9 protein-coding genes are annotated in these 12,342 nt (G+C 67.0%); 2 read left to right on the plus strand and 7 right to left on the minus strand.

Translation table 11 applies throughout. The annotated features are described in order from the left end of the window. Positions 1 to 283 precede the first annotated feature (283 nt). From prpD to J5F18_RS14970, 6 genes are all read right to left on the minus strand, one after another. The gene (gene prpD, locus J5F18_RS14945; protein WP_346299360.1) at positions 284 to 1,765 is read right to left on the minus strand and encodes a 2-methylcitrate dehydratase; all 1,482 of its coding nucleotides are present in this window, start codon (positions 1,763 to 1,765) and stop codon (positions 284 to 286) included. 110 nt (positions 1,766 to 1,875) lie between these two features. Further along, positions 1,876 to 3,054, minus strand: coding sequence for a 2-methylaconitate cis-trans isomerase PrpF (gene prpF, locus J5F18_RS14950; RefSeq protein ID WP_346299361.1), 1,179 nt, complete (start codon positions 3,052 to 3,054; stop codon positions 1,876 to 1,878). Positions 3,055 to 3,151: 97 nt separating this feature from the next. Further along, positions 3,152 to 5,758 (minus strand): Fe/S-dependent 2-methylisocitrate dehydratase AcnD, encoded by a 2,607-nt coding sequence (gene acnD, locus J5F18_RS14955; protein ID WP_346302249.1) that lies wholly within the window; start codon positions 5,756 to 5,758, stop codon positions 3,152 to 3,154. A 2-nt stretch (positions 5,759 to 5,760) separates the two neighbouring features. Continuing rightward, a complete protein-coding gene (gene prpC, locus J5F18_RS14960) occupies positions 5,761 to 6,888 on the minus strand; it encodes a 2-methylcitrate synthase (RefSeq protein ID WP_346299362.1) in 1,128 nt (375 codons plus the stop codon). A 52-nt stretch (positions 6,889 to 6,940) separates the two neighbouring features. Then, the gene (gene prpB, locus J5F18_RS14965) at positions 6,941 to 7,831 is read right to left on the minus strand and encodes a methylisocitrate lyase (protein WP_346299363.1); all 891 of its coding nucleotides are present in this window, start codon (positions 7,829 to 7,831) and stop codon (positions 6,941 to 6,943) included. Positions 7,832 to 7,890: 59 nt separating this feature from the next. Next, entirely contained in the window at positions 7,891 to 8,601 is a 711-nt protein-coding gene (locus tag J5F18_RS14970) for a GntR family transcriptional regulator (protein WP_346299364.1), read from the minus strand. A 229-nt stretch (positions 8,602 to 8,830) separates the two neighbouring features. Here J5F18_RS14970 and pabB point away from each other — a divergent pair, with 229 nt between their 5' ends. Beyond that, positions 8,831 to 10,192, plus strand: a complete 1,362-nt coding sequence (pabB, locus tag J5F18_RS14975; RefSeq protein WP_346299365.1) for an aminodeoxychorismate synthase component I — start codon at positions 8,831 to 8,833, stop codon at positions 10,190 to 10,192. A 122-nt stretch (positions 10,193 to 10,314) separates the two neighbouring features. Beyond that, entirely contained in the window at positions 10,315 to 11,055 is a 741-nt protein-coding gene (locus tag J5F18_RS14980; protein WP_346299366.1) for a phosphoadenylyl-sulfate reductase, read from the plus strand. Between the two features lie 96 nt (positions 11,056 to 11,151). Here J5F18_RS14980 and cysB read toward each other — a convergent pair whose 3' ends face one another. Further along, positions 11,152 to 12,123: an HTH-type transcriptional regulator CysB gene (gene cysB / locus J5F18_RS14985; protein WP_346299367.1), complete on the minus strand. Its 972-nt coding sequence runs from the start codon at positions 12,121 to 12,123 to the stop codon at positions 11,152 to 11,154. Between the last annotated feature and the right edge of the window lie 219 nt (positions 12,124 to 12,342).

Consider the following 12,342-nt stretch of genomic DNA (forward strand, 5'->3'; position numbering starts at 1 on the left):
TCCAGTGGTGCGCATTCTAGCGAATCCGCGGTGCCTGTCAAGCGAGGAAATCTTCGAAGCTTCCGAAAACCCCAAGCAGAACAACCACTTCTACCACCCTTCACCGCCTGCAACCTTGCTGGTCGCCGGCAGCGGATGCGTACTTTACGGACTTCACCCGAGGGGCGCAACCCCTTACATAAAAAAATGTAGCTCACTTGCGCGCGCACCGCCATGACCCAAGACAAGTTCCTGCCGGCAGGACAAGGCCCTTCCCCCTTCCCGAGAGACCCCGCCGGATGGCTCAGATCACGAAAAGATCGACGAACCGATTGACAGGAGTGGCTTCCAGCCGGGCCTGGTCGCGGCACAGCTCGAGAATCCTCTCGCAGCGTCCCGGTGGGAAACGGGTGGCCAGGTGGCGACGGAATTTCTCCTCGAGAACCGGCACCCCTTCCGCCCGACGACGGCGGTGGCCGATCGGGTATTCGACCTCGACCGTCTCCGTTGAAGTGCCATCCCTGAAGCAGACCTGGATGGCATTGGCGATGGAGCGCTTCTCCGGATCCAGGTAGTCGCGCGTATACCCTGGCTCTTCTACCACCTCCATCTTTCCTCGCAGCTTATCGATAAGCGGATTCTCCTGATGGAACGCATCCTCGTAGTGTTCCGCCGTCAGGCAGCCGAAGGCCAGCGGCACGGCGATCATGTACTGCAGGCAGTGATCGCGGTCCGCCGGATTGGCCAGATCGCCCTCCTTGGAGATGATGCGAATCGCCGACTCATGGGTGGAAATGACGATGCGCTCGATCTCCCCGAGGCAATCCTTCACCTGCGGATGCAGGGTGACGGCGGCTTCACAGGCGGTCTGGGCATGAAACTCCGCCGGAAAGGAGAGCTTGAAGAGGATGTTCTCCATCACGTAGCTGCCGAAGTCGCGCTGGAAGGAGAGTTTTCGCTCCGCTTCCGGCTTGAGCGCCTGGTCCTTGTTGGTCTTGGAGAAGAGCACGTCGTAGAAACCCCACTGGGGGGCGCTGAGTGCCCCGGGGATCCCCATCTCGCCGCGCAGGGCGATATCAGCCAGGCGCACGCCCCGGGAGGTGGCATCTCCCGCCGCCCAGCTCTTGCGCGACCCGGCGTTGGGCGCATGGCGATAGGTCCGCAGGCTCTGGCCGTCGACCCAGGCGTGGGAGAGCGCCGAGAGGAGCTGCTCGCGGGCGGCCCCCATCATCCTGGCCGCCACCGCGGTGGAGGCCACCTTGACCAGCACCACATGGTCGAGCCCCACCCGGTTGAAGCTGTTCTCCAGGGCCAGCACTCCCTGGACCTCGTGGGCCATGATCATCGCCTCGAGCACATCGCGCATGACCAGCGGCGCCTCCCCCTCGGCGACACGCCGCTGGGAGAGGTGATCGGCCACGGCCAGGATGGCCCCCAGGTTGTCCGACGGATGCCCCCACTCGGCGGCGAGCCAGGTGTCGTTGTAGTCGAGCCAGCGCACGATACAGCCGATATCCCAGGCGGCCTTTGCCGGGTCGAGTCGGAACGAGGTGCCGGGCACCCGGGCGCCGTGGGGCACCACGGTCCCCTCCACCAGCGGCCCCAGGTGCTTGGTGCACTCCGGGAAGCGCAGCGCCAGCAGGCCGCAGCCCAGGGTATCCATCAGGCAGAGCCGCGCGGTCTCCCAAGCCTCCCGGCTTTCGATCCGGTAGTCGAGCACATAGTCGGCGATCTGCTGCAGCTCGGCGTCATAGTCCGGGCGTACATTGGCTTCCACGGTAGTCATCTTGCCCTCCTAGCCTAACGACAGCGGCTACCTCCACTATAGAAGACGGCCCCTGGCCCTTGAGCTAGAGAGCAGCGACCCGGGGCATCTTTCCATCGAATGGTGCGGGCTCAGAAGCAGTCGCCGGGAATGCGCACGAAGCCCTCCATCAGCACCCGAGCGCTGCGGCTCATCACCGCCTCGTCGATCACCCAGCGACCGTCCACCAGGCTCGCCTCGGCGCCCACCCGCAGGGTGCCGGAGGGGTGGCCGAAGGTGACGGCGTTGCGCTTGCCGCCGCCGGCGGCCAGGTTGACCAGGGTGCCTTCGATGGCCGCGGCGGAGGCAATCGCCACCGCGGCGGTGCCCATCATGGCGTGGTGCAGCTTGCCCATGGAGAGCGCCCGCACCAGCAGGTCGATCTCCGAAGCCTCGACCGCCTTGCCGCTGGAGGCGGTATAGCTCGCCGGGGGTGCCACGAAGGCCACCTTGGGGGTGTGCTGGCGGGAGGCCGCCTCGGCCACGTCCGCGATCAGGCCCATCTTCAGCGCGCCGTGGGCGCGAATGGTCTCGAAGCGCGCCAGCGCCTCGACGTCGCCGTTGATCGCCTCCTGCAGCTCGGTGCCGGTGTAGCCGATCTCGTCCGCGTTGACGAAGACGGTGGGAATGCCGGCATTGATCAGGGTCGCCTTGAGCGTACCCACGCCCGGCACCTCGAGGTCATCGACCCGATTGCCGGTGGGGAAGATCGCCCCCTCGCCGTCCGCCGGGTCCATGAAGGCCACCGGCACCTCGGCCGCGGGGAAGGTCACGCCGTCGAGCTCGAAGTCGCCAGTCTCCTGCACTTCACCGTCGGTGATCGGCACCCGGGAGACGATGGTCTTGCCGATATTGGCCTGCCAGATGCGCACCGCCACCACGCCGTTCTCGGGAATCCGCGCCGGGTCCACCAGGCCGTTGGCCACGGCGAAGGGACCCACGGCGGCGGAGAGGTTGCCGCAGTTGCCGCTCCAGTCGACGAAGGCCTTGTCGATGGCCACCTGGCCGAACAGATAGTCCACGTCGTGATCGGGGCGCTCGCTCTTCGACAGGATCACCGTCTTGCTGGTGCTGGAGGTGGCCCCACCCATGCCATCGATCTGCTTCTGATAGGGGTCGGGGCTGCCGATTACCCGCATCAGCAGGCGATCGCGAGCCTCGCCGGGCTCGCGCGCCGCCTCAGGGAGGTCGTCGAGCCGGAAGAAGACGCCCTTGCTGGTGCCGCCACGCATATAGGTGGCGGGAATGCGAATCTGGGGAACGTGAGCCATGAAGGTCGCTTCCTTGATAGGTAAGGGGGTAAAGATCGACCCGGGCCTTGCGGCGCCGGGTCGATGGGGCTCTACATCGTCAGGCGTTCGCCCGGTGTCAGCTGACCGCTTCGGCCGAGGAGTCCTTGGCGAAGCGTTGCAGCACGCCGCCGGCGGAGTAGACGGTGACCTCTTCCGCGGTATCCAGGCGGCAGGTCACCGGCACCCGGTCGACCTCACCGGTCTTGCGGTGAATCACCAGCTCGAGGGTCGCGCCCGGCTCTGCCTTGCCTTCCACATCATAGGTCTCGGTGCCGTCGAGTTGCAGGGTGTGGCGGGTGGTGCCCTCCTGGAACTGCAGCGGCATCACGCCCATGCCGATCAGGTTGGTGCGGTGGATGCGCTCGAAGCCCTCCGCCACGATCGCCTCGACGCCGGCGAGCGCAACGCCCTTGGCCGCCCAGTCCCGGGACGAGCCCTGACCGTAGTCGGCGCCGGCGATGATGATCAGCGGCTGCTTGCGGTTCATGTAGGTCTCGATGGCCTCCCACATGCGCATCACCTCGCCTTCCGGCTCGACGCGGGCCAGCGACCCCTGCACCACCTCGCCGTTCTCGTCGCGCACCATCTCGTTGAACAGCTTGGGATTGGCGAGCGTCGCTCGCTGGGCGGTGAGGTGGTCGCCGCGGTGGGTGGCGTAGGAGTTGAAGTCCTCCTCCGGCAGGCCCATCTTGTGCAGGTACTCGCCGGCCGCGCTGTCCATCATGATGGCATTCGACGGCGACAAGTGGTCGGTGGTGATGTTGTCCGGCAGGATCGCCAGCGGCCGCATGCCCTTGAGCTCGCGCTCGGCGGCCATGGTGCCCTCCCAGTAGGGTGGGCGGCGAATGTAGGTGCTCTGCGGGCGCCAGTCGTAGAGCGGGCTCTCGGCCTTCTCGAAAGCGTCCAGGTCGAACATCGGGATGTAGACCTGCTTGAACTGCTCCGGCTTGACGAACTCGCCGACGATGGCGTCGATCTCCTCGTCGGAGGGCCAGAGGTCCTTGAGGGTCACCGGGTTGCCGTCCTTGTCGGTGCCCAGCACGTCCTTCTCGATGTCGAAGCGCACGGTACCGGCGATGGCGTAGGCCACCACCAGCGCCGGCGAGGCCAGGAAGGCCTGCTTGGCGTAGGGGTGGATGCGCCCGTCGAAGTTGCGGTTACCGGAGAGCACGGCGGTGGCGTAGAGATCGCGGTCGATGATCTCCTGCTGGATCTTGGGATCCAGCGCCCCGGACATGCCGTTACAGGTGGTGCAGGCGTAGGCGACAATGCCGAAGCCGAGCTTCTCAAGCTCCGGCAGCAGGCCAGACTCCTCGAGATACAGCCGCGCGACCTTCGACCCCGGCGCGAAGGAGGACTTCACCCAGGGCTTGCGAATCAGGCCGAGCTCGTTGGCCTTCTTGGCCAAGAGGCCCGCCCCCACCACGTTGCGCGGGTTGGAGGTGTTGGTGCAGCTGGTGATGGCGGCGATGATCACCGCGCCATCGGGCATCCTGCCCGCCTGCTCCTCGGCCAATGCCTGCTCCAGGTTCACGGCGATACCGCGCTCGGCCAGCGCCTTGGTGGGCAGGCGACGGTGCGGGTTGGAGGGGCCGGCCAGGTTGCGCTCGACGCTGGAGAGGTCGAAGGTCAGCACACGCTCGTACTGGGCCTTGGCCAGGCTGTCGGCCCAAAGGCCGGTCTGCTTGGCGTACTTCTCTACCAGCGCGACCTGCTCCGGCTCGCGGCCGGTGAGCGTCAGGTAGTCGATGGTCTGCTCGTCGATGTAGAACATCGCCGCGGTGGCGCCGTACTCCGGGGTCATGTTGGAGATGGTGGCGCGGTCGCCGATGGTGAGACTCTTGGCCCCCTCGCCGAAGAACTCGAGATACGCCCCCACCACGCGTTCCTTGCGCAGGAACTCGGTGATCGCCAGCACGATGTCGGTGGCGGTGATGCCCGGCTTGGGCTTGCCGGTCAGCTCCACGCCGACGATGTCGGGCAGGCGCATCATGGAGGGGCGACCCAGCATCACGGTCTCGGCCTCGAGGCCGCCGACGCCGATGGCGATGACGCCCAGGCAGTCGATGTGTGGGGTATGGCTGTCGGTCCCCACGCAGGTATCCGGATAGGCGACACCGTCGCGGGCCTGCACCACCGGCGACATCTTCTCCAGGTTGATCTGGTGCATGATGCCGTTGCCGGCGGGGATGACGTCGACGTTCTCGAAGGCGGTCTTGGTCCACTCGATGAAGTGGAAGCGATCCTCGTTGCGACGATCCTCGATGGCGCGGTTCTTCTCGAAGGCGTCCGGCTCGAAGCCGGCGTGCTCCACGGCGAGCGAGTGGTCGACGATCAGCTGGGTCGGCACCACCGGGTTGACCTTGGCGGGGTCGCCGCCCTGCTCGGCGATAGCGTCGCGCAGGCCGGCCAGGTCGACCAGCGCGGTCTGGCCGAGGATGTCGTGGCACACCACCCGGGCCGGGTACCAGGGGAAGTCCAGGTCACGGCGGCGCTCGATCAACTGCTTGAGCGCGTCGGTGAGCAGCTCGGGCTCGCAGCGACGCACCAGCTGCTCGGCGAGCACCCGGGAGGTGTAGGGAAGGGTGTCATAGGCACCGGGCTGGATCGCCTCGACGGCCGCACGCGCGTCGAAGTAGTCCAGCTCGGTGCCGGGAAGCGGTTTGCGATAGTCGGTATTCATACTCAACCCCGATCCTCGATGGGCACCCACTCGCTGTGCTCGGGGCCGACATAGTCGGCGCTGGGGCGAATGATGCGGTTGTTGGCGCGCTGCTCGAAGACATGGGCCGCCCAGCCGGTGACGCGCGAACAGACGAAGATCGGCGTGAACAGCTTGGTGGGGATGTCCATGAAGTGGTAGGCGCTGGCGTGGAAGAAGTCGGCGTTGCAGAACAGCTTCTTCTCGCGCCACATCACCGCCTCGACGCGCTCGGAGACCGGGTAGAGCACGCTGTCGCCCACGTCCTCGGCCAGTTTCTTCGACCACTCCTTGATGATGGCGTTGCGCGGGTCGGACTCACGATAGATCGCGTGGCCGAAGCCCATGATCTTCTCCTTGCGCTCGAGCATGCCAAGGATCTCGCGCTCGGCCTCGTCGGCGGACGTCCAGTTCTCGATCATCTCCATGGCCGCCTCGTTGGCGCCGCCGTGCAGCGGGCCACGCAGGGAGCCGATCGCCCCGGTCACGCAGGAGTGCAGGTCGGAGAGCGTGGAGGCGCAGACCCGGGCGGTGAAGGTGGAGGCGTTGAACTCGTGCTCCGCATAGAGGATCAGCGAGACATTCATGACCCGGGCGTGCAGCTCGGAGGGGGCCTCGTCGCGCAGCAGGTGCAGGAAGTGCGCCCCCACGGAGTCGTCGTCGGTCTCGGTGTCGATGCGCACACCATCGTGGCTGAAGCGATACCAGTAGCAGATGATGGAGGGCAGCACGGCCAGCAGGCGATCGGAGGCGTCCTGCTGCTCGTCGAAGCTATGCTCGGTCTCCAGGTTGCCCAGCATGGAGGCGCCGGTGCGCATCACGTCCATGGGGTGGGCATCCTTGGGGATCTGCTCCAGCACGGCCTTGAGCGCCGACGGCAGGCCGCGTAGTCCCTTGAGCTTGCCGATGTAGGCGTCGAGCTCGGCCTGGTTGGGCAGCTTGCCCTTGAGCAGCAGGTAGGCCACCTCCTCGAACTTGGCCTTCTCGGCCAGTTCCGCGATGTCGTAGCCGCGATAGGTCAGGCCGGCGCCGGTCTTGCCCACGGTGCACAGGGCGGTGGAACCGGCGCTCTGGCCACGCAGGCCGGTGCTGCTGACGGTTTTCTCTGCCATGGTCATGTCTCCTGTTCGGTCATGTTTCGTTGCGTCGCTGGCGGCGCCGCGTTCAGGCGTCGGCGCCCTTCTCGGCAAACAGTGCATCGAGCTTCTGCTCGAAGCTGTGGTAGTTGAGGAAGTCGTAGAGCTCGTCACGGGTCTGCATCAGCTCCACCACGTCGCGCTGATGGCCCTGCTCGAGGATGCTGCTGTAGACCTTCAGCGCCGCCGCGTTCATGGCCCGGAAGGCGGAGAGCGGGTAGAGCACCAGGCGGCAGCCCACCTCGGCCAGCTCCTGCTGGGAGAACAGCGGCGTGGCGCCGAATTCGGTGATGTTGGCGAGTATCGGCGCATCGACCCGCTCGCAGAACGCCTTGTAGTCGTCCAGGGTGTGCACCGCCTCGGCGAAGATGGCGTCGGCGCCGGCCTCGATGCAGGCATTGGCCCGCTCGATGGCGGCGTCCAGCCCTTCCATCTGGAAGGCATCGGTGCGGGCGATCAGGTAGAAGTCCGGATCGATGCGTGCATCGGCGGCGGCCTTGACCCGGTCGACCATCTCACCCAGGGAGACGATGGCCTTGTTGGGGCGGTGGCCACAGCGCTTCTGGGCCACCTGATCCTCCAGGTGCACGGCGGCAACGCCGGCGCGCTGCATCTCCTTGACGGTACGTGCAATGTTGAAGGCGCCGCCCCAGCCGGTATCGATATCCACCAGCAGCGGCAGGTCAGTGGCACCGCAGATGCGGTGGGCGTCCTCGACCACGTCGTTCATGGTGGTCATGCCCAGGTCCGGCAGGCCGAAGGAGGCGTTGGCCACGCCGCCACCGGAGAGGTAGATGGCCTGATGGCCCACGCGCTCGGCCATCATGGCGGTGTAGGCGTTGATGGTGCCGACGATGGGCAGCGGGCGGTTGGCCTCGAGGGCGGCACGGAAGCGGGCGCCGGGCGTCTGCTGGGTCATGGTCTCTCTCCTGTAGGGGGCGGGCCAGGTAACTCCGGGCCGCTGGGGTTCGGTTCGGGTCAGGACTTCATCGCGCCCTGCTGGCGCAGCGTGGCCGCATAGCGGTCGACGACATTGGCCCGCGAGGCGCTGACGTGGCGGCGCATCAGCAGTTCGGCCAGCTCGGCGTCGCCGGCCTCGATGGCATCGACGATCCGGTGATGCTCGACGAAGGCCCGCTGGGGACGCGAGCCGCTGGCGCTGAACTGGGTGCGGTAGAGCCGCACCAGGTAATAAAGGTCGTCGCAGAGCAGGGTCACCAGCATGCGGTTGTGGCTGCCTTGGACGATCCGGTAGTGGAAGTCCAGATCGCCCTCGCGCTGGAAGTAGGCCTCCCCCTTCTTGAGGTCGGCCTGGCGCTCGTGCATCGCCAGCAGATCACGCAGCCCGGCGATCTCCTCGGCGGTCATGTGCTCGGCGGCCAGCCTCGCGGCCATGCTCTCCAGCGCCTCACGCACGTCGAAGAGTTCCAGCAGCTCCTTCATGGAGAGCTGGACCACCCGGGCCCCCACGTGGGGCACCCGTTCAATCAGGCGGTGGGCCTCGAGGCGGCGCATCGCCTCGCGCAGCGGCCCACGAGAGATGCCGTAGGCCCGGGAGAGGCCCGGCTCGGTGATCTTGCTGCCGGGGGCCAGCTCACCTCGGACGATGGCGTCCTGCAGCTGCTGGAAGACCCGCTCCGCGAGGGTGCGGACTTCCGGAGTCGGCGTTTCGGTCTCGGCTAAGCTCATGGCAATTGTCGACAATCATTGGGTGATGTGAGAGTAGCCACTCCCTTCCTACGGGTCAATATGCGTGCACACCCGTCATCCTTCACCTTTGGTTGTAGACAAACTCGGCACTTCCTTCAAGAATGTCGACAATGACCGGGGCAGCGTTGAGAGCGCCGTGGCGCCGCGGGCGAGGACAAGCGCCGACATGGCGCCTAGAATGGGCCGCCTGTTCCGCTAAGGCCCCGCCATGAGCGCAAGACTCCAGATCACCCCCCTTCCCTACCGGGGGGACCCCCTCGACTATTTCGCCCATCTGCGCGGACGCCCCGGAGCCGTACTCCTCGACAGTGGGCGCCCTGTGGCCCCCGGCGGCCGCTTTGACATCCTCGCCAGCGACCCGCTGGCCACCCTGGCGATCGATGCCCGGGGCAGCATCAGCGGCGCAGCCGAGCTCAGCGGCCTCTCCCCCTTCGCCGCCCAGCAGGCGCTGCTGGAGCGCCTGCCCACCCCGAACCGAGAGAGTGAACTGCCCTTTCTGGGCGGGCTGATCGGCTACTGGAGCTACGACCTGGGGCGCCAACTGGAGCCGGTAGACGAACTCGCCAGGCCCGCGGTGAGCCTGCCGGCGAGCCGCGTGGGCCTCTACGACTGGGCGCTGATCCAGGACCATGAGCGCGGCGAGAGCTGGCTGGTGGCCAGCACCGAGCGGCGCCGTCAGGTGCTGGGCTGGCTGGCGCAGCCGCCGCTCGACCCGGGCCCCTTCCGGCTGACGGCGCCCTTCGCTGGCGAAATGAGCCGCGCCGGCTACCTCGAGCGCTTCGCCGCGGTGCAGCGCTACATCCGCGCCGGCGACTGCTACCAGATCAACCTGGCCCAGCGTTTCAGCGCCCCCTACGACGGCGACCTCTGGGCCGCCTACCGGCGACTACGCGAGGCCACCCCCACGCCCTTCGCCGGCTACATGGCCTGGCCCGGGCCCCGGGGCGAGCAGGCGATCCTTTCGCTTTCGCCGGAGCGCTTCCTCGAATGTCGCGCCGGCCGGGTGGAGACCCGCCCCATCAAGGGGACCCGGCCGCGCGGCGCCACCCCCGCCGAGGACCGGGCGCTCGCCGACCAGCTTGCCGCCAGCCTCAAGGATCGCGCCGAGAACGTGATGATCGTCGACCTGCTGCGCAACGACCTAGGCCGGGTGTGTCGTCCGGGCAGCGTGAGGGTTCCCCAGCTGTGCGGCCTGGAGAGCTACGCCAACGTCCACCACCTGGTCAGCGTGGTCACCGGGGAACTGGCCGCCGGTCGGCGCCCCCTCGAGCTGCTCGCCGCGGCCTTCCCCGGGGGCTCCATCACCGGCGCCCCCAAGGTGCGCGCCATGCAGATCATCGAGGAGCTGGAGCCGAGCCGACGCAGCGTCTACTGCGGCAGCCTCGGCTATGTGGACGTACGCGGCCAGATGGATACCTCCATCGCCATCCGCACCGCCGTGGCCGACGCCGGCCGGCTGCACCTGTGGGGCGGCGGCGGCCTGGTGGCCGACTCCGGGGGTGAGGCGGAGTACCAGGAGACCCTGGACAAGATCCGACACCTGATGGACGCGTTGACGCCTGTCGCCTGACGAAAAAGCATAAGAAGCAAGGCTTTTATCTTTTCGAGGCATAGATACCCAAGAAATCGGTATTGGGGCGAGGCGGCACGGCCTTGCTAGGGTATCGACCATCGATCCCAAGGGAGGCCAGCATGGCGAGCTTCGACCCCAACCGTTTCGTCCTGGAACACGATCAGGACACCCCCAAGGAGATCCTGCGCGCCGCCTATCAGGCCTTCGGCGAGCTGACGATCTCCTTCTCCGGCGCCGAGGACGTGGTGCTGATCGACCTGGCGCTGAAGGTGGCGCCGAAGGAGGCCGTCCACGTCTTCGCCCTGGACACCGGGCGGCTGCACCCGGAAACCTACGCCTTCATCGAGCGGGTACGCGAGCACTACGGCATCGCGATCGACGTGCGCTTCCCCGACCCCGAGGCGGTGCAGGCCCTGGTCCGGGAGAAGGGGCTGTTCAGCTTCTTCCGCGACGGCCACCAGGAGTGCTGCGGGATCCGCAAGGTGGCACCGCTGCGCGCTCGCCTGGCCGGCCTGCCGGTCTGGGTCACCGGGCAGCGCCGCGACCAGAGCCCCGGCACTCGCTCCAGCCTGCAGATCGCCGAGCGCGACCAGGCCTTCGGCAGCGAGGCGCACCCCCTGTTCAAGATCAATCCGCTGACCCACTGGTCGAGCGAGGAGGTCTGGACCTATATCCGCATGTTCGACGTACCCTACAACCCGCTGCACGAGCGCGGCTTCGTCAGCATCGGCTGCGAGCCCTGCACCCGCCCCACCCTGCCGGGCCAGCACGAGCGCGAGGGGCGCTGGTGGTGGGAGGACCAGGGCGGCAAGGAGTGCGGCCTGCACGCCACCAACCTCCCCTCCTCCGCCCCGCGCTGATCGGGAAAGGAGCAGAAAGACGAAGGGCGCCCGCGGGGCGCCCTTCTTTAATTCTGCTGGCGACCATGGGTGGGCGCCAGCGTCGGTCCGGAGCGGCTAGCGCACCGGCAGTTCCAGCTCCTCGAAGAGCGGCGCCTCGTGGCGCGGCCCCGCCGCCAGGGCGGCATCCACCAGATCGCGATCCAGGTGCGGGGCAAACCCCTGCAGGAAGTCGTACATGTAGCCGCGCATGAAGGTGCCGCGGCGAATGCCGATCTTGGTGGTAGAGCTCTGGAACAGGTGGCCCGCATCCAGGGCCACCAGGTCGGTGTCCTGCTCCGGGTCCACGGCCATATGGGCGACGATGCCGACCCCAAGCCCCAGACGCACATAGGTCTTGATCACGTCGGCATCGGCAGCGGTCAACACCACGTTGGGCGTGAGCCCCCGGGCGCGGAAGGCCTCATCAAGCTGGGAGCGGCCGGTGAAGCCGAACACATAGGTGACCAGCGGGTAGCTGGCCAGGGCCTCCAGGGTCAGCTTGGGCTCATCAACCAAGGGATGGTCCTGGGGCACCAGCAGGCAGCGGTTCCAGCGATAGCAGGGCAGCAGCACCAGGTCGTTGAACAGCTCCAGGGACTCGGTGGCGATAGCGAAGTCGGCCTGGCCATCGCTGACCATCTGGGCGATCTGCTTGGGCGTGCCCTGCTGCATGTGCAGGGCCACCTCGGGATACTTGCGGGTGAAGTCGCGTATCACCGGCGGCAGCGCATAGCGCGCCTGGGTGTGGGTAGTGGCGATGGCGAGGCTGCCGCGGCGCTCGTCGCTGAACTCCTGGGCCACCTCCTTGATGTTCTCGGTCAGGCGCAGGACCTCGCCGGCCAGCTCGACGATGGCCTGGCCGGCCGGGGTCACCCGCGTCAGGTGCTTGCCGCTTCGAGCGAAGATCTCTACACCCAGTTCGTCCTCGAGCAGGCGAATCTGCTTGGAGATCCCCGGCTGAGAGGTATAAAGGCTCTGGGCGGTGGCCGATACATTGAGGTTGTGGCGGGTAACTTCCCAGATGTAGCGCAACTGTTGCAGCTTCATGGCGGCGGACTCCCTGGCAACCGCCCCGCTGAGGGCGTCGGCAATGCCAAATGGCAATAAAATACAATGGCCTTAATCACTTAATAGTATATACAAAGAGCGCCCAACTCGCCTAGCCGTGACCGTGAGCGGATGGTTCATGACCACCCCCGCCCCGCGCCCACCATTTGCCAGCGCCGCGGTCGACCGCTAACATCACCCGGCCAGGCATCCCTCAGG

It is taken from the genome of Halomonas sp. BM-2019, from assembly GCF_017584085.1.